Raw genomic sequence first — 24,702 nt, 5'->3', positions numbered from 1 at the left:
CCGGGCCGGGCACTGCCTCCACTTTGGAACGCAGTGCACGCTCGGCCGTAGTGGGGATGCCCAGTCGGTGTAGCAAAACGCTCGTCGGGCACCAGCCCACCGCCGCGTCGAGCAGCAGGTTAGCTCCCACAAAACCAGTGAGAATCCTCCATCGCTTTGAACGCACGCGGCCAAGGGTTAAGGTCACCAGGACCACAGAACCGGCGATGAGGTGCACGGTTCTTTCCAGGGTCCACCCTTGTGGCCGTGGCATCTGAAACGCTCCTCGCTCAATCGGGGCCGAGCCTTGGTTATTCGTCATGGGACCTCACACCTTCCTGTAAGTTGTTCTAGCGCGTGGCCGAGGTGGGGTGTTCCCAGAGGGCTCGCCAGTCGTGTTCTTCTTGTTGCTTGTCGTGGTGTAGCTGCTCGGATGGCGCGGTGAGGTGGATCGCGGGCTGGGGTAGGGTGAAGAAGTCTCCTTTGCCCTGGGCAGAGGTGTGTGCCCCGGCGTCGATGTAGCAGTACCCTTCGCCCGACAGAGCGCCGGTGTGGTCGGTCATCTTGAGGTAGTGCAGTGCGTTTTCGGCGGCTGCTTTGGCCCCGTTTTTGGCGAAGATCGCCGCTTTGGGCAGGGGCCGGCCGGATGGCGATGTGATCGCGGTGGTGTCTCCGATGGCGAAGATTCCGGGGTGTTGGGTTTGCATGGTGGTCGCATCGACACTGATCCAGCCCGCACCGTCGAGCGTAATAGCCGGTTCGTGCGGGGGGACGAACACCAGCAGGTCGAACTCGACGAGGGTGCCGTCCTGGAACTCGATGACCCGGGTGTCGGCGTTGACCTGCATAACGCTGTGTTCGCCGTAGAAGCCGATGTTGTTATCGGCCAGTAGCGCCACGAGTTCTTGGCCGGCGTAGGGACCCGCCGAGAGCATGGGTTGGGTTTCCGGGCTATACACCGACAGCTGCGTGGCATCGCGGCAACCGTTCTCGCGGAGTAGGTCTGCGGCCAGCAGGGCTCCTTCGTAGGGGGCCGGTGGGCAGCGGAACGGCTGGGAGGTCACCAGGAACACCAGTTTGCCGCCGGTGAAGTTGTGCAGGGCGCGGTGCGCGTCGGCGGCGGCGTCGGCGCTGTAATAGTGCACCGCGGTGCCGCCCTCCACCGCGGCCGCCAATCCCGGCACGTTGTCCACGGCGTTGCGGGCGCCGGTGGCGATGACCAATGCGTCGAAGGCAATGTCGGTGGAGTCGGCCAGAGTCACGGTGCGCTCGACCGGGTCGATGCTGGCGACTGAGCCGGTGATGGTCGTGAGCCCGGACAGTGCGTCGGCGGTGGGGCGAATGGACACGCTGTCCTGGTCGCGCCAGCCGCGCATCACCCATGGCAGGGTGAAGCCCAGATAGTGGGAGAAGTCTTCGTCGACGACGGTGGTGTCGAGATTATCGAGAGGGACGCCGGATTCGGTGAGTTCTTTGATGACGCTGAGTCCGCCGATGCCGGCACCGAGAATCACGAGCTTCTTATTCGTGTGCATGGTTTCGCTACCCTTTCCTTACCTAAACAGATTCCTGCGGGGGAGCAGTTCGCGATTGATGGCGGTCATCAACCGGCCGATCTGTTATGTGTCGCGCATCGGCGCCTGCTGGCGGGGCGGCAGTTCTCGTCCTGGTTGAGGACGGCCAAACTCATCAATTGCCAGTCGATGGGCACTGCGGTTTTGTCGGCGACCGCAGCCAGCCGGCGTTCCACGAAAACGGACACACGGGGTCTAACCAGATCGTCACCTCGCAACGGGTCGGTCATCCCCGCGGGTGTGAGTCATGTGCTTTCGCCTCCTCCGGTTTGGGGTCAGGCCAGGCTCAGGAACAGTTTCTCCAGCTCATCGATTGAGGTGATCGGCCTGTCACCAGGTGCGGCAGCTGGCCGGTCCATGCAGTCGCGCAGACCGGTGGCGATGATTTTGAAGCCGGCGCGATCCAAGGCCCGAGACACCGCGGCCAGCTGGGTGACGACGTCTTTGCAGCTGCGTCCCTGTTCGATCATCGCGATCACTCCGCCGAGCTGACCCTGCGCTCGGCGCAATCGGTTAAGGACGGCAACGATGTCGTCAGCATTGTGGCCGGCCCCACCGACCGTCTGCGGCGTCTCGCCGCGAACTATGCTTGCCATGACTCGTTTATACCATACCCCCTATGGTATATAAGTCATGGCAGGTCGCTGACGCCGCCGGGAAAGCGCCGTTGCTCAACCGGCGCCGCGATCATGCGGCGGCCGACCAGGTGACAAATATCGGCCTGGTGTCCGGCGTCCCCGCCAGTCACACCCGCCGCTCGATGCGGCGGCCCGGGCGTGAACAGCAATTTTGCTTGATAGTGACGCTGTCAGGAGGGGAAGAAGGTTTGAATGTTGGTCTTTCTCAAGCGGGCGTGGGTACCGCTGGTCGTGGTGGCCGCAGTTTCCCTTGGCGGGATGGGCGTGGAACAGCTTCGCGGTCTTTTCGGCTCCGACGAGATCTTTTCGCAGCCCCGCAGCGCCCCAATGATCGTGGCGTTCCATGTCAAGCGGGTGACGTATGAGGTTTTCGGGCCCAGCGACACCGCGGGAAGCGTGAGCTATTTGGGCATGAATGCCGAAGCGGAGCAGGCGAAGTTCGCCAGCCTGCCGTGGAGCTACACGGTCACGACGACGGTACCGGCGGTGATCGCCAACTTGGTGGCACAGGGCAACAGCGACACGATCGGGTGTCGCATCACGGTCAACGGTGAGGTCAAAGACCAGCAATCTGCCAGCGGGCACCACGCCCAGGCCTTCTGCTTGGTGAAGGCGGCATGAACTCCGACCACACGACCCGCCCGAGATTCATGCGGGCGGTGCAGCGGTTTTCGTGGCCGATCATTCTCGTCTGGTTGCTTCTGACGATCGCGGTAAACGTCCTCGTGCCGCCGATCGAATCGGTCGCAAGAAACAACGCGGTGTCGACGTCACCAGCAGATGCGCCCTCGGTGATCGCCGCAAAGCAAATCGGTAAGACGTTCCAGGAGTCCAATTCCGACAGCATCGTCATGGTGGTCCTGGAAAGCGATAAAAAACTCGGCGACGAAGCGCACCGCTATTACAACGGCTTGGTGAAAAAGCTGGAAGCCGACACCGAACACGTACAGCATGTCCAGAACGTGTGGGGCGACGTGCTCACTGCCGCCGGTGTTCAAAGCCAGGACGGCAAAGCCGCCTATGTCCAGATCAACATCGCCGGAAACCAGGGCAGCACATTACAAAACGACTCCGTCCACGCGGTTCGGCAGATCGTGCAGAAGTCGGCGCCGCCGCCCGGGTTGAAGGCATATGTCACCGGTCCGGCAGCGCTCAGTACGGACATGAACGAGGCGGCCGACAAAAGCATGCTCAAGATGATGGGTGTGACCGGCGTGGTCATCATGATCATGCTCTTTATCGTCTATCGCTCGGTGAGCACGGTGCTTCTTGTTCTGGTGATGGTCGGCTTCGAGATGGGCACCGCCCGAGGCGTTGTCGCGGTTCTCGGGCACTACCAGCTGTTGGGGTTTTCCACGTTCGTCGTCGCCATGCTCTCGTCGCTGGCCATTGCGGCGGGAACCGATTACGCGATATTCCTGATCGGGCGTTACCAGGAGGCGCGCCAAGCCGGTGACGACCCGGCCACCGCCTATTACACGATGTTCCGTGGGACCTATCACGTCATCTTGGGCTCGGGGCTCACGATTGCCGGGGCAACGTTTTGCCTGCACCTGGCGCGGTTGTCCTATTTCAAGGCGCTGGGCATCCCGTCTGCGCTGGGGCTGCTGGTCGTGATCGCGGGCGCGCTGACCGCGGCGCCGGCCATTGTGGCCGTGGCCGGCCGCTTCGGTCTGCTCGATCCGAAACGGGCGATCAAGGTGCACGGCTGGCGGCGCATCGGCACGGCCACCGTCCGCTGGCCCGGACCGGTCTTCGTGACATCGGTGCTGATCGCTATCGTCGGCATGCTCATCATGCCGAGCATGAAACTCAGCTATAACGACCGCTTCTACATTCCCGCCAATCTCCCGTCGAAAATCGGGTATGCCGCCGCCGAGCGCCATTTCATCCCGGCCAGGATGGACCCGGATATCCTGATGATCGAGGGTGATCATGATATGCGTAATTCCGGTGACATGATCATTCTGGACAGGATCGCTAAGGACATCTTCCGGCTACCGGGCATCGCTATGGTACAAGGCATCACCAGACCGCTGGGAAGCCCGGTCGAGCACACGTCGATACCTTTCCAGGTCAGCATGCAATCCATTCCGATACAAGAAAACCTGCAGTTCATGAAAGACCGTGTGGCCGATATCCTCAAAATGAGCGACGGCCTCGGAGCCATGATCGCCTCGATGCAGCGCATGTATAGCCTGCTAGGCCAGGTGAGCAATACGACCCATCACATGGTCGGTGACATGAACGAGATGAAGGCCACCCTCGACGAGATGCGGGACCATCTCGCGGATTTCGACGATTTTGCCCGGCCATTCCGGGGTTATCTCTATTGGGAGCAGCACTGCTACGACATCCCTGTCTGCTGGGCGGCGCGATCGGTGTTCGAGGCGATCGACGGTGTCGACAAATTCAGCGACAACATGAAGGCGCTTTTGAAGGACGTGGACGACATCGATGCGGTGCTGCCGCAAATGCTCGCCCAGTTTCCGCCGATCATCGCGGTCGCGAAATCGATGCGCAGGACACTTCTGACCATGCATAGCAGCTTCTCCGGGCTCGTCACCCAAATGGCTCGGATGACCGATACGGCCAGTGCGATGGGCCAGGCGTTCGACGCCTCGAAGGCCGACGACTATTTCTACCTACCGCCGGAAGCCTTCGATAATCCCGATTTCCAGCGCGGTCTGAAATTGTTCTTGTCGCCGGACGGCAAGGCCGCGCGCTTCATCATCACCCACGCTGAAGATCCGGCAACACCCAAAGGCATTTCAGCGGTCAAACCCGAACTCGAAGCTGCACACCATGCTGTGAAGGGAACATCCCTGGTCAACGGCAAGTTCTACCTCACCGGCACGGCGGCGATGTACAACGACATACAATCCGGCGCGAAATACGACATCCTGCTCGTGGGGTTGGCGGCCTTGACGCTGATCTTTGTCGTCATGCTGATCATCACCCGAGCTCTCGTTGCCTCCATGGCGATCGTCGGCACAGTGCTGTTGTCGCTGGGCGCCGCTTTCGGGCTCTCCGTGCTGGTCTGGCAACATGTCGTCGGCCTGGACCTGAACTGGATCGCGCCCGTGTTCGGAACGATCATTTTGTTAGCCGTCGGCTCCGACTACAACCTGCTGCTGGTCTCACGCTTCCAGGGGGAGATAGCCGCGGGACTAAAGACCGGCATCATCCGCTCCATGGGCAACACCGGTGGAGTCGTCACCGCCGCGGGCCTGGTATTCGCCTTCACCATGATGTCCATGGTCGCCAGCGACCTGCGCTCCATCGGCCAGGCCGGCAGCACGATCGGCCTCGGCTTGCTGTTCGACACCCTCATCGTCCGCTCACTGATGACACCGTCCATCGCGGCGCTGCTCGGGCGCTGGTTCTGGTGGCCCCAACGCGTGCGGCCCCGCCCGGCCAGTTACCTGCTTCGGCCCTTCGGACCGCGTCGACTGGTTCGTTCCCTTCTTCTGGGTGAAGACGCGGATGCGGCAACCACCAAGCTCCATAAAGCGTGAATGCATCTATAGTTCGAGGCCGTAATCGAGGCCCTGGTCGCGGCGATCACGGCTGAGGTGTTGGTTGATCCAGCGGTCGCGCTCGAGGGCCTGCTCGACGCGCTGATCATGCCGATGCCGGTAGGCGGCCCGTCGCCCCTGTAGGGCGTTGGCGCGCCGGATCAGCAGGCTTTGGACGTGTTCGGGCAGCTGCTCGCGGTCCTGGGCTTGGGCGGCGATGTCGTGGGCGGTGCGGGCCCGCTCGTCGCGGGTGCCGATGATGCTGCGGACGAGTTGGGCGGCCTGGGCGCTGGTGCCGCGGCGCGCCACGTGCACACCGGGCTCCTGGGTGTGTTCGTGTTCGGTTTCGCCGGCGATCCGCTCATACAAGTACGCATGGTTGGTGTCGCGGCCGCGGGTCACCGCAACGTAAAGCAGGTTGCGGCTGGTGTTTTCGCCGAGCACGGCATGGGTGGTGTCGGCGGTGACCCCTTGGGCCGAATGCACGGTGACCGCATAGCCGTGGTGAATGTGCTGGTGGAGGTAGTCGCCGGAGAACACGGTGCGGGCGCCGTCGTCGAGGCGCCGCGCGGCGATGCGCTGATGCTCGGGGTCGACGGCCAGGACGCGCCAGCGTTGGCCGTTGCGCACCGGATCGGCTGCGGGGGTGTTGATGTCGGCGGCATCGAACACCGCAATGTCCGGGTCGTTGCGCCGGCTGATGATCACATCGCCCTTGGCGATGCGATGTCCGCGCCCGGCGGTCACCGTGAGCGCCTCGGCGCCGATGGTCTGGTCGTGGATGCGCCGATTGAGCGCATCGGCCATCTCTTTGGTGTCACAGATCAGCAGGGCGTCTTTGCCCGCGGCGACATCTGCCCGGTACGCCTGCAGGGCGTCGGCGGCCATGGCGATCGGATCCCCGGTGTGCAGCCGGTCATGGGCCCGGTACCAGTCGACGGCGCGGCGCACCGGGGCCGGCCCACCATCCCGGACCGCGAGGGAGGCAGTGCGTTCGTCGGGGTCGCGCATCCGCCACACTTCGGAGAGCTTCTGCGTCCAGGGCAGATCGGCGCAGAGTTGGGCGAACATGCCCCCACGGGCTTTGACGGGCGCCAGTTGGTGGGCGTCGCCGACGAGCACGGTCTTGGTGTGTGCGGCGGTGGTCGCGGCCAACAGCCGGCGCAGCTCGTCGGTGCCGATCATGCCGGCTTCATCGACGATCACCAGGTCCAGATGGCCTAACGTCAAGCTGCCGTCGGCAAGTGATTTGAGGGCTTTGGCGACGGTGTAGCCGGTGGTACCGGCGCCTTCTCGGACGGCGACGTCGACGGCTTTGCCGGTGGGTGCTACCACGATCACCCGGGCCGTAAACCGCCGCCGCGCCATCGCGGCCAGCGCCCGCATGGAGGTGGTTTTGCCGGCCCCGGCCGGCGCGCTCAACGGGCACACCAGCTGCGCCGTGGTGGCGATGTTGGTGACGGCGCGGGCCTGATCCGCCGACAAGCCGGTGGTGTCGTGCTCGCGCACCCACAGTTGCGCGCGCGGATCGGCGGCATCGACGAGGTCCAGGACGGCTTGTTCCTCATTGAGGAATGCTTCCAGGGTGAAGCGTTCATGGCCTTCGCGCTGATGCGCTGCCCGTGGTGCGGTCAGCCGCAGGCCGAGTGCGTCGACGGCGGCCTCCACCAACTGTCGCGGGCCGCGGTCGGTGTCGACGGGCAGTTGCGCGCCGATCAGCTCCACCAGATCCGCGCGGGTGAATGCCGCCTTGTCCATCGCCTCGGCGGCCGCCAACAGCCGCCGCCGATTCAGCGGTGCTTTGGCCGCGGCGCGCTGCGCGCGCCGCGCCTTCCGCGCCTCCAAAAACGCTGCGCGATCCAGCCGCAAACCGCGCGCATCCTCGCGCCACATCTGCGCCAGTTGCGGCCAAGCGAGTTGTTCGGGTTTGGTCGGCCGGGTGGCCTTTTGCGCGGCCGCCAACTGCGCCGCCGACACCTTCGCGCCGTCGACGACGACCAAATTGTTCGCGGCCCACTCGCGCAGCGCACTGGAGCGCTGCGACCACGCACTGATGCTCGCCGCGGTGATGCCGGCGAGCTCGGCCATCCCCGTTCCCGGGTCGACCGGCGCCCACTCCAACCCGAGTGCGCGCTGCAGTTCGCGCCGCAGGGTGGCTTGATAAATCACGCCCGCCGCGCGGGCTTCGTGATACAGCGACGTGCCATCAAGCGAGACGAGTTTGCCGTCGGCACGGGCTTGCCGGTTGGGCACGATCACATGGGTGTGTAGGTGCGGATCCCCCGCCCGGCTGGTCTCGTGCTGGTAGGCGATCGCCACCAACCCCGGCAACCGAACGAGGTCTTTTTCGCCGGTGCCCGGGTTATGTACCCGGGTGTATCCGGCATGGGCGGCGAGGTACTCCATCGCCTCGGCGATGGCGGTGGTGTGCGCGGCCAGGACGGCTTTGTCGGCCACCTCGTCGCCGCGCAGCGCACGCACCAACGACACACTCTTGGGCGCGCAAAACGTCAAATCAAACCCATGCACCCCGCGCCGGCCGAACCCGCGCCCGCACGCCCCGTTGGGCGCTACACCGTCGTCGAGCCAGCGCGCCACCACCGCCGGATCAGCCTCCCCACCGGCCCGCTGCACATCGCTCAACCCCACCAACGCGGCGGCCTTGTGCGCGTCGCCGACGCACACCCACACCGGCGCCCGCGTGTCGCATTCGGAGTAGTACTCACCCAACCCACCGTTGGCACGCTGCGCATCTTTGGCGGCTTGGCCGGCCGCCCGCGCGGTGTCGTTGTAGTAGTTGATCGACCAGCGCGACAACTTCGCGATCGTCAACATAGCCACCACCTGCCGCGCGGTTCCAGCCGTCCGGACCGGCGGCTGCTGCTGGCACACGGGAGTGTGCCAGCAGTCACCATCGCACAGCTTTGTGCAAATGTGCCGTAGCGACACGCGGGGCTGGGAAAATGGTTGCTGGGTGGGGCCAGCGGTAGGGGCCGAGGGGAAGCCCTGGTGTGCAGGGGATTTGGCAAAAGGTGAGGCGGATAAACCTGCGGAAGGGTTGGCTGGACGGTTATGGCGGTAGGTGATGGTGACGAGCTGGCTGGGCTGTGGCGCACCGTCGACGAACTATCCGCCGACCTACCGGCGCCCGACCGGCGCGCCGTGCGCAACGCCATCGCCAACAGCGTCCTGGAAGGTCACCAGCCCACCGCCGACCAGATCGGCCGCCTGGTGGCGTTCGCGGCAGGAAAGATCAGCATGGCCGACTACCTCACCTACGTCACGCAGACCGCCAAGACCGACACTGGCCAAGCGCCGCGAACAAACCGATTTTCGGACGAAAGTTAGAACGGCTACCGAAGCCCTTCAGTAGCCGCGGCGGCCGCGCTGACTGGTGCGACCCACACGTCACCGCGACACCGGGTTGGGCACCCCGCGCGGGGTGATGATGGGAGCACCACGCCGCTCGCGGCGCTAAAAGCGAAGGAAACGCAAAACCAATTGAGTGTCGAGGCGAACTTGACCGAGTATTTGGTGCGCCGCGCACACCCGGGTGGTGAGGGTGTGCTCGACTGGCTGGTGTACGCAACACCGCTAGCACGGCTGCCGCGCCTCGACGTGGCGTGCTGCGATCAGCGCGCCTGGCCGGACATCGGCAACCGCTAGCGCAGCGGCCCGGGCCCGGCCCCGCGTCACTGCGTGCGGGCCGCGGCGACGGCGGCCGCCACGTGCGCGGCATCCTCGGCGACGGCGTGGGTGCGTTTGTGCGCGGCGCGTCGCGCTGCCTCGGCCGCGGCCGCGCGCGCCGCGGCATGTCCAACGCTGTGCAGGGCGCGCCGGCCGGCTTCGCGGGCGCGTTGATGCTCAGCGTGTGCGGCGCGCTGCGCGGCTAGGTGCGCGTGATGTGCGGCGAGCTCGGCGGCCTCGCGTGCTTCGTCGAGGGCGGCCGGGCGCTCAGCCAAATTGTCGCGGCCATGCCAGGCCAGCATGGCGCCCAACAGCCCGATCGGCTTGTGCGGGTGATCGGGGATGCGCCGACCGGTCACCGCGGCCCAGTCGGTGATGAGCTGATTGAGATCCCGCGGGCTCCAGCCATACCCAGCGGGCCCGGCCAACAGCGCCGCCCAGGCGGTCGCGGTGTGTCGGCACGCCCACAGTGGGGCGTGTGGATCGGCGCGCCAGGCCCGCGCCAGGCCCGCCCCCCCGGCGTCTGGTGCCCGGCGGCGCGTAGCGCCGCGTTGCCGGCGGCCCGCGGGGCTGCCGGATCGGGTAGTAACCACTTCTGGACCGGAGGATTGTTCCCTAACGGGACCGCTACGCGGGTGGGGTGACAGCCGCTGCACAAGACGGGCGAGCTGCCGGTGGTCGTGCAGCGCCCACACCGACGCCCAGCCGCGGCCGCGATCCCCCACCCGCCACGACGCCAGGCGCTCCACCCGGGTGCGCTGCCGCCCGCGCAGCACCTCAGTAGCCACCCCCAACAACCGCAGCACGGTGTCGGCGCGCTGGATGGTGCGCACCGAGTACCCGGTGTCGGCGGCCAGGCGCTCGTTGGTGGGCCGGCAGTTGCGCCCGGTGGCGTGATCGGCATAGCGGGCGCGCGCCTGCGCCACCGCCAACAGCGCTCGGCGGCTAATCGGGTTGCCCGGCATCAGCGGGCACACCTGGGTGGCGTAGCGGCAGTCATAGGCCACCGGAACCGTCCACGTAGCCCACCGCTCAAGCCGGCCACTCCAACACGGCACACCGGCATACGGGGCCTCACCGAGCTCGAGCACGATCGCCGCCACAGCAGCAGCCGCCGGCTCTTGCTGTCGGCGCCGCTCATGATCGGCGGCCGCCAACCGCGCCGCCCACGGCCGCGTACACACCACACCACGACGAGGCCGCAGCGAAGTACACCCGCGGTACGGCGGGCAAGCAATTTCGGAAAAGTCACGGCGCGCGCCGTCTAGAACCGCAGACGAGTATGCGCTACCGTGAGACGAGTCACGCACGACACGTCCCTTCGGGGAAGCGGAAACCCTCGGTTGCAGCCGGGGGTTTCGCCGTTTATTGAGCTGTCACATCTGCCCGTGCGTCACGACCAACAAGACACAGCAACTTTTTTGACGCCGGGCGGCTCGTGTTACATCGCCAGCGGCAGCACCTCTCTGTCGTTTAGTTCGCGGACCAGATCAGGACGGCCCACGTGCTGTGCGAGCACGTCGGCCGCGTACTGCGACATGCTCATGCCCAGCGCGGCCGCGCGTCGTCGGACTTCGTCGTAGACAGGCAGGGTTGGGCGAACACCGATCAGGACCCGGTCGCCCTTGTGCGGTTGAGCCATACCAGGAGCCTGCCCCGCCGTAACTGTTATGCGCCGCAGACACGCCGTCGGCCCGTGATGTTTTCGTGATGAAGCTGAACGCGGAAGGGGTCTCAGACGTCGGTCGCAGCGCTGCCAAAAGCTCGGCTTGCGCTCAGTTTGTCGGCGATTCTGGTGGCTCGCCAGCGAGATAGTCGAGTACGTGCCGGCGTAGTTCGTCGCTGTTGGATTCGCTAAGGGCAGTCTCGGCCCGTCGCCTTTTGGCGGCGATGAGGCTAATGCCCCCTCCCCCGGCTAGAGGCCTCATTTTCAAGGGATAAGCCCGAAGGAGTCAAGGGGTTGGGATCGCCCGTAGGCGACGGCCGGAGGCCGCCCTTGACGCCATAGGGCGGTCCCGCACAATGGGGCCGCCGGGAGAGGGGCTGCCGACGTTACTAGCTAGCGCGGCTAGCTGTGCTAGCTAAGCTAGTGGTGCGGTTTACGGAGTGCCGTCATCGTCGTCGCCGGCTGAGAACATTTCGGTCAGACGGGCGAGGTTGGCTTTGAAGTCGCGGTAGGCGGCGCGGCGCTCTTCATCGCTTGTGTAGTCGTCGCCGTATCGGTCAAGCCATGCTTGCCAGTGTTCCGCGGCGGACATCGTCGAGGCCGGCTCGTGGTCATTCATGGGTCGTTTCCTTCGGCATAGGTAGCACGCCTAGCTGCGCTAGCAGCCGCGTTGTCGCAGGTAGTCGTCAATGGCGTGGTCGGTGATGGAGGCGATGCTGATGGATCTGTCGCCGGTTTCGTAGCGCAGTTTGTCGACGGCTTTGCCCAGGCGGTCTTTGACGGAGGGGCGGATACGTACGTTGTGCTGTTCGGTGAGCCGTTCCGGGCCCGCGCCGCGGGCCGATGGTTTCGGCGGTTCGGTGTGCGGGCGGTCGGGGATGGTGTCGGCTGGGTGTCCGGTGGTGCGGGTGATGGCGGGTTTGCGGGTGGTCATGCCGGTGCTCCGATGACGATGCCGAGTTCGTTGAGGAGGTCGTCGTAGGCGACTTGTAGGCTGAGCGATTTGCCGCCGCGGTATTTGTGGATCGGCACTTCGGCGCTGTGGGCGTCCTGGCGGGCGCCAAGGTCGGGGACGATGGTGTGGGCTACGAGGTCGCCGTAGGCAGCGCGGAGCTCGCGTTCGCGGTCGATGTGTTCGCCTTTGTTTTGGCGTCGGGAAATGATGATTTTGGCGAACTCAAGGCGGGGGTTGGGGCGGAGTTTGACCTTCTGGACGGTGGTTTCGAGCCTGGCGACGCCCTTGACGGAGTCTTTGGTGGGTTCGGTAATGGCGTAGACGTCGTCGACGGCAAGCAGGACCGCGAACAGGAGCTTGCCGAGGCTGGGTGGGCAGTCGAAAAACACGGCGTCGTAGGGGGATAGGTCGAGGCCTTCGAAGGCGACGTCGAGGCGGAAAACGAGGTCGGAGGCTCCGCTGGATTCGGCGTTGGACAGGTCCAGATGTGCAGGGATGAGGTCGATGCCGTCCCAGTCTGTGGCGATCACGGCGTCGATGGCAGACCCGGGTTGGGTGCGGTCCATTAGATCGGCGGTGGTGAGCTGGTCCTCGGTGGTGTAGACGCCAAGTCCTTCGGTCGCATTGGCCTGCGGGTCCATATCGACGATGAGCGCTTTGCCGCCGCGGTGGCTGATGGCGCTGGCTAGGCCGAGGGTTGTGGCTGTTTTGCCGACGCCGCCTTTCTGGTTGGCGAGCGCATGCCGATTTGCCTGCATAACGTTGACCTTCCCCTAAAGGATTAGTTAGAGTAGCTAGGCATGCTAGCTTTGCTCACCTAGCTAGGCTAGCATGGCTACCTTAGTTGTGCTGCACCACGCTGTGCAGGGTGTTTGGGCGTCGTGCGCGAGCTGCGTTGCGTGTGGGTGCGTTGAGCACTTACACTTGCTTTGTAGCCAGCCCATCGCGGTGGGTTTGGAAGTGAGCCACAGGATTACTCGCCGGACGACGAGGCCTGTGGCTCGCGGTTTTTTTGCCGTCAGATCGTGTGTAATTCGACTGCGGCGCCAAGAACGTCGAGGTAGGCGTGGTTGCCGATCCTGGCTTGCACTACAGCGCCACACACGATGTCTGCGGCCCACAGGGCGGGCTCGCCTCGGCCGATCGCGTGCTCGATCCGCAGTGTGGATTCAATGACGCGTCGTGAACGCAGCAGCTGCATCGTGGCCAGGTCGCTGTCATCGAGTCGTCCGCGGGATTCGAAGGTGATGGTGGAGCAGGGCATGTGGGCCAGGTGTGGGAGCAGGAACTCCATGCATTTTCGCCGGTGCCGCCGGTCGTCTGCGTCTTTGTCGACATGGACGACAACGAATCCGGTGACTGGGAGCTGGGCGACGGCAGCCACCAGTTCGGCGCGGCGCTGGTCGCTGCTGCCGTGCCAGTGGAGTTTCGCCTCGCCGATTCGTAGGCTTTGCAGCGTTTTGCGTATTTCATCGACGTCGGCGTCGTCACACAGCGCGGCGGTGAGCAGGTAAGCGCCTGGGTCCAGGTCTGGCCGCGACCCGCTCTCATCGGCCCAGGCTGTCAGCACGCGAAAAGCCTAGTCAGGGGACCAGAGTGACCGTTAACCGAAGGGTTGACGGTCACGCCAGGGCTCCTGGCCCGGTCAGGGCTCACAATTGGTTCCATGTTCACCAGCCGGGCGGATAACCGCGGATGCTATTGCGCCACAAAGCAATTAACGGCAGAGCCGGTGCGCTGCGCGGGCCATTCCTCCACCAAACGTTTCATCATTCTTGCCCGCGGGATAACCGTCCTCGATGCTGTTTGACGGGCCGCGACGGCGGGCATTAGGGGTTTCGACAAGGTTCCGACAAGAGAGGGTGTGTCATGGCAGCAGCGGCAGTACCGACGAAAAATCAGGCCTGTGTGGACGCCTGTACCGAATGCCAGCAGGCCTGCGAATCGTGCGCCTACGCCTGTGCTGAGGACGCACACATGGCCGAATGCACGCGGTTGTGTCTGGATTGCGCGACGATCTGCGCGGCATGCGTGAGCCTGCTATCGCGCGGATCGCGGTGGTCCGCGCAGCTGTGCAAGTTGTGCGCCGAGGTGTGCGAGGCGTGCGCGGCCGAATGCGAAAAGCACGACAATCAGCATTGCCGCGAATGCGCCCAGGCGTGCCGGCGCTGCGCAGAAGAGTGCCGGTCAATGGCTAGCTGAGCGCCGCCTGCTGCGGCATCACTGGCCCGGCGCTCAATTTAGTTAGTTAATGACCGCCGCCGTGACCTCCAACATGGCCTCCGCCGTGACAGTAGGGGTTTGACCAGGGGCAGCCGGACGCTGGCCGTGGATTCGCGGCGCCGAAGGCGGGCCAGGCCTTGGGGATTATCGGTGCGCAGCTTCGTTAACGGCGGTCACCGCAGGGGGATGGGGGCTGCGCCGGTGGTGCAGCACGATGGCTGCGGCTAGAACCAGGCAGGCGACGGCGGGGGGTATCAGCGCGTGGTCGCCGATCCGGTTTCCCAGCAGCACCCCCGCTGCAGCGCCAGCGACAAATAGCATCACCGTCGTGGTCAGGACGGTGGCCTTCCATTTATCCACCCCGTGGCGAGACCTGCGGCCCAAAAGCAGCCCGAGGTCGGTGATGGTGCCGGTGAAGTGTGTGGTGCGAATCGGCATCCCGGGAAAGTTGGAGGTCATCCCGTTTTGCAGTCCGCAGGCGCCCGCGGCCAGCGCTGCCCTGGTGATCGGGTGCTCGATGCCAGCTGCGGCGACGAGCAGCGCGGCCTCAGCCAGCAAGACCGTGGCATGGCGCGGGCCGGTCACGGTCCGCGTAGCAGCCAGCACCGCGCCCGCGGCGGCGGCCCCGACGAAAAAAGCGGCCACGATTGCGGCGATCATGCGGCCTTGATAAAGAAGCGGATAGGTGCTGTGCATGCCCGCCTTGGTGGTCAAGGCGGTGAGATTACCGACCGGGAACGCCCATACCAACAGGGCCACCGAGTTGATGAACCCGGCGACGCCGGCCAGCGCCGCGCTGTAGGCCAGCAGCAACACCGACGGAGCCGCGGTTCTGGGCATGGGCAGGGTAGGCATTCGTCTCGTCCTGTCCGGTAACTGGGGCGGGTCGCTAGTGGCGCCAACCGTGATACCCGCCGTGGTGCCCGCCGTGGTGCTCGTCGTGATCGCCGTAGTAGGGGCGCGAAGGTGGGGGGTTGTAAGCTTGCTGTCCGTAGCCGGGCTGGTAGCGCGGTGGCGGCGGTGCGGGGGGTGCTTGCTGCTGGTAGTAGGCGGTTTCAGCGTCGATGAGCTGTTCCAGGTTGCCGCGATCAAGGAATACCCCGCGACAGCCGGTGCATCGGTTGATTTCGACGCCGGCCCTGGCGTAGCTTTCCATATCCGCACCGCACCGCGGGCAGATCATCGTGGTGTCGCTCATGAGTTAGGTTTCCTCACTTCCACGGAAAATAGCAGCCGCCGGTCAATGGTGCCCGCTGTGCGGGCCATGATGCGTGGGGCCGTAGCCATACCACTGATCCGGTGGGGGCCGGTCGGGCGCAGCGGCGGTCCAATCCGGGCTTTGCTGCGGTGGTGGTGACCAATTGGGCGGTCGGCTCGGCCCGCGTAACAGCCGGGGCCGAGACAACATCTGGCCCAGGGAAAAGCATCGGCCGACGACGTCTCGAAGCGTCGCCTCGATCGATTCGTGCTCGCGAGCCAGACGATGCTCCAACAACGGTTGGTCGGGCACCGCGCCCAACACGGTCTGCACTTCGACGAGCAGACCCCGCAGTTGGTGCGGGGCACCGCCAGCGTCGTCGGCTGCCGTGCGCTCGAAATCGGCCATCGCCAACTCAAGGCGCTCGAACATAATGGCAGCGGCTCTTCTCATCGCGACGAGATGCGAAAAGGGGCACGGCTCGGCGCGGACCCAGGGCGGAAGTGCTGCTGGGAGTGGTATCTCAGCGGCCACATCGTATCCGGGGTCTGTGGCGGCTCGACGAGTCCTGGCGATCCAGCCTGGAACGTCCGCGGCGAGCACCCGGATTTGCTCACTGGTGATCTGACTCACAAAACCAGGCGCCGGCGGCGGTCCAGTCGACTCCTCGGCGGCGACGAACTCATCTGCGAGTGACTGCAAAGCATAGGCCACCCATGCGCACAGCAGCTGGCTGCTTTCTGCCGGCGACATCCTCGATGGGCCGATCCCGGCCCCGACGAGCTCGGTACGTACCTGGTCGGCGGTAAGGACGTCCTGGTAGGCCCCTTGCCCAGCTTGCAACCATGACCGGACCCGCTCAACAGGAACTTCGCGGCGCATCACGGTGGCAATACGTGCGAACAGCGATCGCCGCGGACGTGTCACAGCACCACGCTACCGGCGCTGAAGAAAACTATCGCATGGCTGACCGCCACTGGCCTTCGTCGAGGGGGGACAGCGTGGACAGCCGCTCAGACGCCCGCCCGGGCCAGGGCCGGCCGCGCGCAGTAAGGAAGTGGTGCACGCCCGAGCCGGACAACCACCCTCCACGGAAACGACTTGGGACGCAGATAATTTTCGATGCCAGGCAGCTGCATGAAGATACCGCTGGGGGGTATGCTCTTGCCTGTGTCCGTTCGAGACTTCGATGCGCCGCTGCTCGCCAGTGGTCGTGGCGTGCTGCGGGTTAACGCGCCGCGGCGGGGTGGCTACGAGTCGGCACCTACGGGTTCAGCCTCGGGTTTTCTGGCTTTCAGTGCTGGTGGGGTCGGGCTGTCATGAGGTTTGAAGGCGCTAGTGGTAGGTCGCGGCTGCCGGCTGTGGTGGCGGTCGTGGCTGCGCTGTGGATGGCGGGCTGGCTGCTGGTCATCGGCGCCCATAACGTTGTGGGGGGTTCGCAGTCGGCGGTGTCCCAGCCGGCGGCGCATGCGTTGGTGAGTTCCTTGGATGGTGGGTTCGCGGTTAACGCGGATTATCCGCATTTGGACAACGGTTCATCGACGCCACACCCTGAGCAGTTCATGACCGCGGTGTTACCGCAGTCGGCCGCCGCGGCGGCTGCCTTAGGTGTTGTGGTGGTGGCGGCGGCTGCCGTCGCGGGATGGCTGACCTTGCGTGGGGTGCCGGCCGGGCGGGGCCCGCCGGCTGGGTCCGCCGCTGTTGTCACCGGTCAAGATCGTTTGACCCGGTTCTGTTTGTCTCGTCGCTGACGGGTCAGCGTCAGGTCGTTGCGCCTTAGCGCCGACGGCTGGTGATCGCTGACCCATGTCACGTGCCGCGCTGTGGTGCGCGGTGTTCGCAGGAAGCGACGATTCAAATGACTGAAGTTCTATCGTTCGACAACACCTATGTTCAGCCCCTTTCGGCGCTGAAGGTGCATGAGCCGCGGGACTGCGGCCGCGCTGCCCCGGGTACCTATGGGCGTCCCGGCGCGATGGTGGGCCATACCCCGGTGCTGCGCATTGAGGCGCCGTTGGCCCCGGCCGGGCGGGGGTTTTGGGCCAAGTTGGAGGGATTCAATCCCGGGGGCAGTATGAAAGACCGCCCGGCCATGCACATGATCGAACAGGCCCGCGCCCGCGGCGAATTAGCGCCCGGAGCGCGCATCGTGGAATCCACCAGCGGCAGCCTGGGGTTGGGGCTGGCGTTGGCTGGCCAAGCCTATGGGCATCCGGTCACCGTGGTCACCGACACCGGCATGGAGCCGATCGTGCGCCACATGCTGGCCGCCTACGGCGCCGATGTCGAGCTGGTCACCGAGCCGCACCCAGTGGGCGGCTGGCAACAGGCCCGCAAAGACCGGGTCGCCCAGCTGCTGGCCGCTCACCCGGGCGCCTGGTGCCCCGACCAGTACAGCAACCCCGATAACATCACCGGCTACCAATCCCTGGCCTTAGAGCTGCTCGACCAACTCGGCAACGTCGACGTGCTGGTCTGCTCGGTGGGCACCGGCGGACACTCCGCCGGCGTGGCGCGGGTGCTGCGCCAATTCAACCCCGACATGAAACTGATCGGGGTCGACACCATCGGCTCGACCATATTCGGTCAACCCGTCGCCAGCCGACTCATGCGCGGGCTGGGCTCCAGCATTTATCCGCGCAACATCGACTACGACGCCTTCAACGAGGTGCACTGGGTGGCCCCCGCCGAAGCTGTCTGGGCCGCGCGCACCCTGGCGGCCAGCAATTTCGCCAGCGGCGGCTGGAGCGTGGGCGCAGTGGCGCTGGTGGCCGGTTGGGCCGCGCGCACCTTGCCCCACGACACTCGGATTGCCGCGGTGTTTCCCGACGGGCCGCAACGCTACTTCGACACCATCTACAACGACGAGTACTGCCGCGAGCACCAGCTGCTGGACTGGCAACCCGTCGCCGAGCCCGCGGTCATCACCGACCCCAGCCGGCACGTGGTGACTTCGTGGACCCGCACCACCAACATCACCAACCCCGTACAGGCCGCAGCAGCATGAACGACTTCCTGACACGGTTGCGGGGGTTCGACGGGCCCAGCCGGGTACTGATGATCAACCAGTTCGGCATCAACATGGGCTTTTACATGCTGATGCCGTATCTGGCCGGGTACCTGGCTGGCCCGCTCGGGCTGGCCGCCTGGGCGGTCGGGTTGGTGCTGGGTGTGCGGAATTTCTCCCAGCAGGGCATGTTCATCGTGGGCGGCACGCTGGCCGACCGGCTGGGCAACAAGCCGCTGATCGTGGCCGGGTGTCTGCTGCGCACCGGCGGGTTCGCGCTGCTGGTGGTGGCCCAGTCGTTGCCGGCCGTGCTGATCGCCGCGGCCGCCACCGGTTTCGCCGGCGCCTTGTTCAACCCGGCGGTGCGGGCCTATCTGGCCGCTGATGCCGGTGATCGCCGCGTGGAGGCCTTCGCCATGTTCAACATCTTCTACCAAGCCGGAATCCTGTTGGGCCCGCTGGTCGGACTGACCCTGCTAGCCGTCGACTTTCGGGTCACCGCGGCGGCCGCGGCGGCCGTGTTCGCCGTACTCACCGTGGCGCAGCTGCTGGCGCTGCCCCAACGCGGTGTCGACCCGGCGCCACAGCAGGCGTCGTTCCTGCAGGACTGGCGAGTCGTCCTGGCCAACCGGCCATTCCTGCTCTTCGCCGCAGCGATGATCGGCGCCTACGTGCTGACCTTCCAGGTCTACCTGGCGCTGCCGCTACAAGCGGCGATGCTCACCCCGCGATATCAAACATGGTTCGTTGCAGCGTTATTCGCCGTTTCCGGCCTGATCGCAGTCGCCGGACAACTACGCATCACCGGATGGTTCGCCAGCCGGTGGGGCACCAGACGCAGCCTGGTCATCGGCCTGGCCATCCTGGCGGCCTCGTTCGTGCCGCTGCTTGTCATCCCCGACGGTCAGCGCTTCGGCACACCGGCCGCGGTGGGCGCACTCCTCATCTCGGCGGCCTTGCTCGCGATCGGCTCGGCCGCAATATTTCCCTTCGAGATGGACACCGTGGTCAGCCTGGCCGGCAACCGGCTGGTGGGCACCCACTACGGGTTCTACAACACCATCGTCGGGGCCGGAATCCTCATCGGCAACCTGGCCACCGGAGCCGCCTTCGGCGCCGCCCACCGGCTGGGCGCCGGCGCACTGGTGTGGGGCGGGTTAGTCCTCATCGGCGCCTCCGCCGCACTCGCGCTGCACCGCCTCGACCCCGCACGCCGCCTACGCCCCGCGTCACCCGCGGTGTCCGGCGCGCAGATCCGGCGCTTATCCGACAGGACAAGTCCAGCCCGGCGCACCCAAAACAAAGCCACGCCGTTTGTCTCTACCTCACCCGCGGTGTTGAGCACCACGGCAAACGACCCGCGCGCTATCGGCTCTGTGGTGACCGCAGATAAAGCAACCGCGACCGTCGCACCCAGGCCAGCGATTTGCACCGCTGCCGGTGCGGGGACAGCCCTCGCGGCCAGACACTATGGCCGCACACGCCCAGCGTTGTCACCCCATCAGCGCCAGACCGCAGCGCATGACACCCAGTTGGCAAGCCGCCTCAGCGCCTCGGTGCGGGTTCGTCTGCGGCCGCCGAAGCCCCCAACATGGCGACCATAGCTTGAGCAAGCGAAGGCGCAAGACATGGATTTCGCGGCTCTACCGCCGGAGATCAACTCGGCCCGGATGTACGCCGGTCCTGGCTCGGGGCCGATGCTGGCCGCCGCAGCGACCTGGGACGGACTGGCCGACGAACTGTATACGGCGGCGACCTCCTACTCCTCGGTGGTATCAGGTCTGACCAGCGGGCCATGGCTGGGCCCGTCGTCGGCGGCGATGGCGGCCGCGGCCGTGCCCTATGTGGCGTGGCTGACCACCACCGCCGGCCAGGCCCTACAAACCGCCAACCAAGCCCGGGCGGCCGCGCTGGCCTACCAGAGCGCGTTCGCGATGACGGTGCCCCCACCGGTGATCGCCGCCAACCGCAGCCTGCTGATGACGCTGATCGCCACCAACGTGCTGGGCCAAAACACCCCGGCGATCGCGGCCACCGAAGCCCAATACGCCGAAATGTGGGCCCAGGATGCTGCCGCCATGTACGGCTACGCCGCCAGCTCGGCAGCCGCGGCCACGCTGACCCCCTTCACCTCACCTCAACCGACAACCAACCCCGCCGGGCCGGCCGGCCAAGCCGCCGCCGTCGGGCAAGCCGCCGCCACCACCGCCGGCAACACCCAGGCCACGCTGTCCCAGCTGACCACCGCGTTACCCCAAACCCTGCAAAGCCTCGCCTCACCCACCCCGTCCACCCCGCCGCTGTCCTCGCTGAGCTCACTCAACACGGTTATGTCGTCGATGAGTTCACTCGGATGGATCACCAGTGCGGGCCTGTCCAACGTCAACCAAATAAAATCGTTGTTCCCGGCCACGACAGCCGGCAGCGCAGCTACATCGCCGAGCTCAGCCCTGCCCGGCGGGCTCGGTTCCGCCACGAACGCACTGGGGTCCGCGAAGTCGACCGGCCTGCTAAGCCCCAGCTCGTCGGGCGGGGCGGATACCACAATGTCGGCTGCCAGCGGGCGATCCGGCACCATCGGAACACTGTCCGTGCCCCCCAGCTGGGCCACCCGGGCCGCCCCAACAATCAGCCCGCTCGCCTCGCCACTCCCCATCAGCAGCACGAACGCCCCCGCCCCGGCCACAGCGGGTACACCAGCCGGCAAGTACGGCGCGCCGCTAGCGACGCCGTCGACCGGACGCAATGAAAGCAATTCACCAGCCAACCCAGCCCGATTCAACCCCCGCCCCACAATCATCCCACACTCACCAGCCGGCGGATAACCAAGAATGCTATTGCGCCCCAAAGCAACTCATAACAGCAGGGCTCTTGAAGGCACCGTGCCCCGGCAGCGAAAATCGGGCACACCCCCATGCTCGTGCCGCCGTCTCCTGTCGCCGGCGCCGGCACAACTTATCAGCCAACCACGCGGGCGTGCTCAGTGTTTGGTTTCAGCTTCTCATCTACGACGGCCGCCAACCACATAGTCGGATCTGGATCAGCAGCTTCCCTCCGCAACGATTAGGAACTGGTTAATGATGAACTGCGACTCAAAGGTGGCCTGGCTACTTGCCGATGCGGCAGACCCCTGCCTTACCGGAGACGAGCGCACCATGGTTTACGTCGAATTAGGCTGCGGCGAAAACCATCTTGCGATCGAACGCATCCTGGCCGTCGTGGTAGAAAACCGCTTGCCGCTGCCCGCCGCGCTCCTGAACATGCTCAACACCTGGCTAGACCAATACGCTGGCAGCCCTGAAGAGCAGCGGCTGCGGACGCTAATCGACAAGATTTAACCCGCGTAAGCGCGGGTGCTCGTCACAGCAATCGGCGAGGTAACACTTCGAAGACGGCATGGAGCTGGCGTTCAACCCTCCGGCGCGCCATCACTGGATTCCACGCGTTACAGGCGATCTAATCGAGATCGCCGATGATGCCATCAAGCATTCGGCGTCCGACGACCGTTTCCTCCGTACGCAACCTCTGCACCCCTGGCCTCCAGCAGCCCAAAAACCTGAAACCACTTGGGGGCCAATGATCGCCGCCTAACTTAACCGGCGGCGCGATGCTGCGGACTCCGCGTAGTCGAGGCCCAATTAACGGCTCAGATATCGATACGCCGTCGCTCGCCCAATCCCGAAGGCCGCGGCCAGTTCTCTGACCGGCTCACCGGTGGCGGCGAGCCGGCGGAGCTGTTCTTGGCGATCGGCGGCGAGTTTGGGCGGTTTGGTGGCCGGCAACTGCCGGGTGCGGCGGGATTCGCGTGATGCTGCGCGTCGTTCGCGGCCGAGCTCGAGTTCGAGCTCGGCAAGGGTGGCCATGATCGCGGCCACGGCCCGTCCAGTCGGGGTAGCGGTATCGATGCCTTCGCGTAAGGCGCGCAACACGATTCGCCGCTCACTGAGTTCGACGATGGTGCGGGTGACTTCGGCGACCGAGCGGCCAAGCCGGTCGATGGCACACACGACGACGGTGTCGCCGGCGCGGGCATAGTCCAGCATCGCCGCCAATCCGTGCCGGGCTGTCTTGGCCGACCCGGACAATTTGTCGGTGAAGACCCGTCCCGGCTCGACACCAGCGGCGGTGAGCTCGGCCAGCTGCGCGTCGAGGTCCTGGCCGACGGTGCTGACCCGTGCATAGCCCAGGATTGCGCTCACCGGCACACCGTCTCACGCCGTGTGGCACAACAGATCCGAGACACGCCGGTCCGAGACAAGAAACGAGACGCCGCGCGGTGTTGCGAGCTGCACAAACTTTTCTGGAATGACTCCAGCTTGGCCTATACCGTTTCTCTAGATTCGAGACACCAACGATCAGGGTTGCTTTGATGGCCGGGCGGGGGGCTCCTCATCGACGCGCACTCGCCGCAACCCAAGCCCGCAGATCGGAGTCGTTCAGGAAACCATCGACGAGCGGAATGCTTTCAGGCCCTTCGACGCAAACCGGAGAACGTCGTGTTCGACGCACCCAAGGCGATCGGCGGCCTCAGCCGCCGATAACGCTGGGTTAAGCAGGATCTGCAACTCGTCAGGAGTGAATGTCGGTTCGGCGTCCCAGGGTGCCTCGTCCCACCCGGCTTCACTGAAGCCTGAAAATAGTTCGTTGCTCATACCTATTCCTCACGAAAGGTGGGGTACGGGTGAATATCTCGTCGGCTGAGACGTAAAAGGGTCAATCTCCGTCTCTCCGCGGGCTCCATCGCCTTGGCGGAATTCCTGCTGGGATCCCATGTTACCGGCGCCACTGTCTCAGACCGCCCGTCTGCGCACCAAAGTGAGACAGGAGCCGATCGGTCTCGGCTCAAACGAGACAATGCTAGCGACGGGTGAGCGGTGTGCGGGGTCGGACCTCAGCCATCGCCGAACCAGCGCTCCTTGCGGCTTCGGGCGAATTCGGCTTTCTCGTCAGCTATTTCGGCAGACGGGCCGATTAGTGAGCCTGTCGGTTTTGGTCCGCTGAGGAAGTTGACCTGCACCTTGCCGACCTCACCGCGCCCGAACTCCATGTAGCAGTCGCCCGCCCCGTCATAGGGAGGCGGCGCCGGTGTGCCCCGCAGGTTTGCGATGATGTCATCGGCGACGAACTGCGCGGCACGCTCGGCGAATAGGCCCGCCTTGGCGGTATAGGCGGCCGCCACGTCACCGATTGCGTACACGCCGGGAAACCGGGTAGCCAGGTTGGTTTTTTCCACCGGAATCCATCCGTCGGGCGCCAGCCCCGAATCGGCGATGACCGCCGGCACCCGATGCACGGGGATGCCGATGAAAAGGTCGTATGGAACTCCTTCGCCCTCGGCGAACTCGGCGAACTTGCGTTCGGGGTCCAGCCGGCTCACCGTCCGGTTTCCCATGAAGGTGATGCCACGCGCGGTCAGGTGCTGCTGAAGTGGCTCGGATACCTCCTTGGCGACGGGCACCGGGGCGCCCATGTAGCCCGTCACGGTTATCGAGACCTGGTCGCGCAGTCCTCGGCCGGTGAAGTAGTCCTCAAGCAGAAACGCCGCCTCGAACGGCGCCGGTGGGCACTTGTACGGCTCGCCGAGCACGCTGATGACGATTTTGCCGCCCGGGAACGCCGGCAGCGCGTCGCGCAGACGTTCCGCCCCGCCCAATGTGTAGTACTCGAAGCCGTCCTTGGTGAAACCAGGGGTGGCCTGTGTGTCGTACTCCGCGCCGAGCGCCACGACCAGAACATCGGCTTGATAGGAACCGGATCGGGTACGCACGTGGCGGTTTTCCGGGTCGATCGCGGTGATCTCTTCTTGGTGGAAGTCGACGCCGGGTCTGGTCAGCGCCGCATACGGCAGGCGCACGTCGTCGGGCGTGCGTTTACCAAACAGCACGTCAAGTTTGGAGAAACCGAAAAAGAAAGAATCGTTGCGATCGATCAGCGTCACCCGCACCTGATCGGCAAGCAACTCCGATAGCCGCGTGGCAAGCTCAAGACCACCGAACCCGGCCCCCAGAACCAGCACGTGCAACGTCATCAGCTTCCCTTCCGGGGCCGGCTCGCGCCGACAGGCCCCCATTCCTGTCGCTCAGTATTGCCACCGAGATTCGAAACAAACAAAGCCGCTCGCTGTACTTGCGCCGCAGACGAGCTTGACGAAACCACGACCCGGGCACCATAGGCGAGTGCGGGTACCACAAGTATCGAGGGTGTCCAGCGACAACCGCGATCGCGACAATTCGATAGCAGTGCCTTTCATGAGCTGG

25 protein-coding genes and 1 pseudogene are annotated in these 24,702 nt (G+C 65.3%); 10 read left to right on the top strand and 16 right to left on the bottom strand.

Going from position 1 to position 24,702, the window contains the following annotated elements; all coding sequences use genetic code 11:
- From W7U_RS25940 to W7U_RS25005, 3 genes are all read right to left on the bottom strand, one after another.
- Positions 1 to 301, bottom strand: a 301-nt coding sequence (locus tag W7U_RS25940) for a DUF2892 domain-containing protein (RefSeq protein WP_347230987.1), incomplete at its 3' end; no start/stop codon positions are given.
- A gap of 28 nt (positions 302 to 329) precedes the next feature.
- Positions 330 to 1,514: an FAD/NAD(P)-binding oxidoreductase gene (locus W7U_RS25010; protein WP_008264032.1), complete on the bottom strand. Its 1,185-nt coding sequence runs from the start codon at positions 1,512 to 1,514 to the stop codon at positions 330 to 332.
- 314 nt (positions 1,515 to 1,828) lie between these two features.
- Positions 1,829 to 2,149 carry a metal-sensitive transcriptional regulator gene (locus W7U_RS25005; RefSeq protein ID WP_008264031.1) on the bottom strand — a complete coding sequence of 107 codons (321 nt, stop codon included), beginning with the start codon at positions 2,147 to 2,149 and terminating at the stop codon, positions 1,829 to 1,831.
- A gap of 234 nt (positions 2,150 to 2,383) precedes the next feature.
- Here W7U_RS25005 and W7U_RS25000 point away from each other — a divergent pair, with 234 nt between their 5' ends.
- Complete coding sequence (locus W7U_RS25000) at positions 2,384 to 2,812, top strand: MmpS family transport accessory protein (protein ID WP_008264029.1); 429 nt, start codon at positions 2,384 to 2,386, stop codon at positions 2,810 to 2,812.
- Complete coding sequence (locus W7U_RS24995) at positions 2,809 to 5,709, top strand: MMPL family transporter (RefSeq protein WP_008264026.1); 2,901 nt, start codon at positions 2,809 to 2,811, stop codon at positions 5,707 to 5,709. The genes W7U_RS25000 and W7U_RS24995 overlap by 4 nt, the downstream gene beginning before the upstream one ends.
- Before the next feature lie 6 nt (positions 5,710 to 5,715).
- Here the strand turns inward: W7U_RS24995 and mobF are convergent, their stop codons facing one another.
- Positions 5,716 to 8,544: a MobF family relaxase gene (mobF, locus tag W7U_RS24990; RefSeq protein WP_008264024.1), complete on the bottom strand. Its 2,829-nt coding sequence runs from the start codon at positions 8,542 to 8,544 to the stop codon at positions 5,716 to 5,718.
- Between the two features lie 237 nt (positions 8,545 to 8,781).
- Between mobF and W7U_RS24985 the strand changes: the two genes are divergently transcribed.
- Positions 8,782 to 9,057 (top strand): antitoxin VbhA family protein, encoded by a 276-nt coding sequence (locus W7U_RS24985; RefSeq protein WP_008264015.1) that lies wholly within the window; start codon positions 8,782 to 8,784, stop codon positions 9,055 to 9,057.
- A 153-nt stretch (positions 9,058 to 9,210) separates the two neighbouring features.
- Complete coding sequence (locus W7U_RS26590; protein WP_155267665.1) at positions 9,211 to 9,375, top strand: hypothetical protein; 165 nt, start codon at positions 9,211 to 9,213, stop codon at positions 9,373 to 9,375.
- Between the two features lie 26 nt (positions 9,376 to 9,401).
- Here W7U_RS26590 and W7U_RS24980 read toward each other — a convergent pair whose 3' ends face one another.
- The 6 genes from W7U_RS24980 to W7U_RS24955 form a co-directional block, all read right to left on the bottom strand.
- Positions 9,402 to 10,583 (bottom strand): helix-turn-helix domain-containing protein, encoded by a 1,182-nt coding sequence (locus W7U_RS24980; protein ID WP_131820928.1) that lies wholly within the window; start codon positions 10,581 to 10,583, stop codon positions 9,402 to 9,404.
- Between the two features lie 254 nt (positions 10,584 to 10,837).
- On the bottom strand, positions 10,838 to 11,038 hold the full coding sequence (locus W7U_RS24975) for a hypothetical protein (protein WP_008264012.1): 201 nt from the start codon (positions 11,036 to 11,038) through the stop codon (positions 10,838 to 10,840).
- Between the two features lie 457 nt (positions 11,039 to 11,495).
- The gene (locus W7U_RS24970) at positions 11,496 to 11,681 is read right to left on the bottom strand and encodes a hypothetical protein (RefSeq protein ID WP_008264011.1); all 186 of its coding nucleotides are present in this window, start codon (positions 11,679 to 11,681) and stop codon (positions 11,496 to 11,498) included.
- Between the two features lie 39 nt (positions 11,682 to 11,720).
- Entirely contained in the window at positions 11,721 to 11,996 is a 276-nt protein-coding gene (locus W7U_RS24965; protein ID WP_008264010.1) for a hypothetical protein, read from the bottom strand.
- Entirely contained in the window at positions 11,993 to 12,775 is a 783-nt protein-coding gene (locus W7U_RS24960) for a ParA family protein (RefSeq protein ID WP_008264009.1), read from the bottom strand. Before W7U_RS24960 ends, W7U_RS24965 begins: the two co-directional genes overlap by 4 nt.
- Positions 12,776 to 13,035: 260 nt before the next feature.
- The gene (locus W7U_RS24955; RefSeq protein WP_008264008.1) at positions 13,036 to 13,587 is read right to left on the bottom strand and encodes a hypothetical protein; all 552 of its coding nucleotides are present in this window, start codon (positions 13,585 to 13,587) and stop codon (positions 13,036 to 13,038) included.
- Positions 13,588 to 13,886: 299 nt separating this feature from the next.
- On the opposite strand from W7U_RS24955, the gene W7U_RS25935 reads away from it, so the two are divergent.
- On the top strand, positions 13,887 to 14,219 hold the full coding sequence (locus W7U_RS25935; RefSeq protein ID WP_008264007.1) for a four-helix bundle copper-binding protein: 333 nt from the start codon (positions 13,887 to 13,889) through the stop codon (positions 14,217 to 14,219).
- Between the two features lie 165 nt (positions 14,220 to 14,384).
- Here the strand turns inward: W7U_RS25935 and W7U_RS24950 are convergent, their stop codons facing one another.
- From W7U_RS24950 to W7U_RS26355, 3 genes are read right to left on the bottom strand one after another with little or no spacing between them, the layout of a single operon-like run.
- Positions 14,385 to 15,080 carry a DUF1275 family protein gene (locus W7U_RS24950; RefSeq protein WP_008264006.1) on the bottom strand — a complete coding sequence of 232 codons (696 nt, stop codon included), beginning with the start codon at positions 15,078 to 15,080 and terminating at the stop codon, positions 14,385 to 14,387.
- Positions 15,081 to 15,129: 49 nt separating this feature from the next.
- Positions 15,130 to 15,438 carry a zf-TFIIB domain-containing protein gene (locus W7U_RS24945; protein ID WP_008264005.1) on the bottom strand — a complete coding sequence of 103 codons (309 nt, stop codon included), beginning with the start codon at positions 15,436 to 15,438 and terminating at the stop codon, positions 15,130 to 15,132.
- 42 nt (positions 15,439 to 15,480) lie between these two features.
- On the bottom strand, positions 15,481 to 16,365 hold the full coding sequence (locus W7U_RS26355; protein ID WP_131820927.1) for a hypothetical protein: 885 nt from the start codon (positions 16,363 to 16,365) through the stop codon (positions 15,481 to 15,483).
- Between the two features lie 446 nt (positions 16,366 to 16,811).
- On the opposite strand from W7U_RS26355, the gene W7U_RS24935 reads away from it, so the two are divergent.
- The 5 genes and pseudogenes from W7U_RS24935 (at position 16,812) to W7U_RS24915 (ending at position 21,783) form a co-directional block, all read left to right on the top strand.
- On the top strand, positions 16,812 to 17,189 hold the full coding sequence (locus W7U_RS24935; RefSeq protein WP_308010635.1) for a hypothetical protein: 378 nt from the start codon (positions 16,812 to 16,814) through the stop codon (positions 17,187 to 17,189).
- A 107-nt stretch (positions 17,190 to 17,296) separates the two neighbouring features.
- Positions 17,297 to 18,445, top strand: coding sequence for a PLP-dependent cysteine synthase family protein (locus tag W7U_RS24930; protein WP_008264002.1), 1,149 nt, complete (start codon positions 17,297 to 17,299; stop codon positions 18,443 to 18,445).
- Positions 18,442 to 19,701: pseudogene (locus W7U_RS24925) on the top strand (MFS transporter); the annotation flags it as partial. The gene W7U_RS24930 and the pseudogene W7U_RS24925, both read left to right, overlap by 4 nt.
- 372 nt (positions 19,702 to 20,073) lie before the next feature.
- A complete protein-coding gene (locus W7U_RS24920; RefSeq protein WP_008264000.1) occupies positions 20,074 to 21,270 on the top strand; it encodes a PPE family protein in 1,197 nt (398 codons plus the stop codon).
- Positions 21,271 to 21,522: 252 nt separating this feature from the next.
- Positions 21,523 to 21,783, top strand: coding sequence for a hypothetical protein (locus tag W7U_RS24915; RefSeq protein ID WP_008263999.1), 261 nt, complete (start codon positions 21,523 to 21,525; stop codon positions 21,781 to 21,783).
- Positions 21,784 to 22,083: 300 nt separating this feature from the next.
- Here the strand turns inward: W7U_RS24915 and W7U_RS24910 are convergent, their stop codons facing one another.
- The 3 genes from W7U_RS24910 to W7U_RS24905 form a co-directional block, all read right to left on the bottom strand.
- Positions 22,084 to 22,644 carry a recombinase family protein gene (locus tag W7U_RS24910; protein ID WP_033721546.1) on the bottom strand — a complete coding sequence of 187 codons (561 nt, stop codon included), beginning with the start codon at positions 22,642 to 22,644 and terminating at the stop codon, positions 22,084 to 22,086.
- 237 nt (positions 22,645 to 22,881) lie between these two features.
- Complete coding sequence (locus tag W7U_RS25925) at positions 22,882 to 23,097, bottom strand: hypothetical protein (RefSeq protein WP_008263995.1); 216 nt, start codon at positions 23,095 to 23,097, stop codon at positions 22,882 to 22,884.
- Between the two features lie 239 nt (positions 23,098 to 23,336).
- Entirely contained in the window at positions 23,337 to 24,473 is a 1,137-nt protein-coding gene (locus W7U_RS24905) for an FAD/NAD(P)-binding oxidoreductase (protein ID WP_008263994.1), read from the bottom strand.
- Between the last annotated feature and the right edge of the window lie 229 nt (positions 24,474 to 24,702).

Source organism: Mycobacterium sp. H4Y (assembly GCF_000364405.1).
Taxonomy (GTDB): Bacteria; Actinomycetota; Actinomycetes; order Mycobacteriales; family Mycobacteriaceae; genus Mycobacterium; species Mycobacterium intracellulare.
Note: the sequence above shows the minus strand (reverse complement) of the source record. Positions and strands in the feature narration are given on the sequence as shown.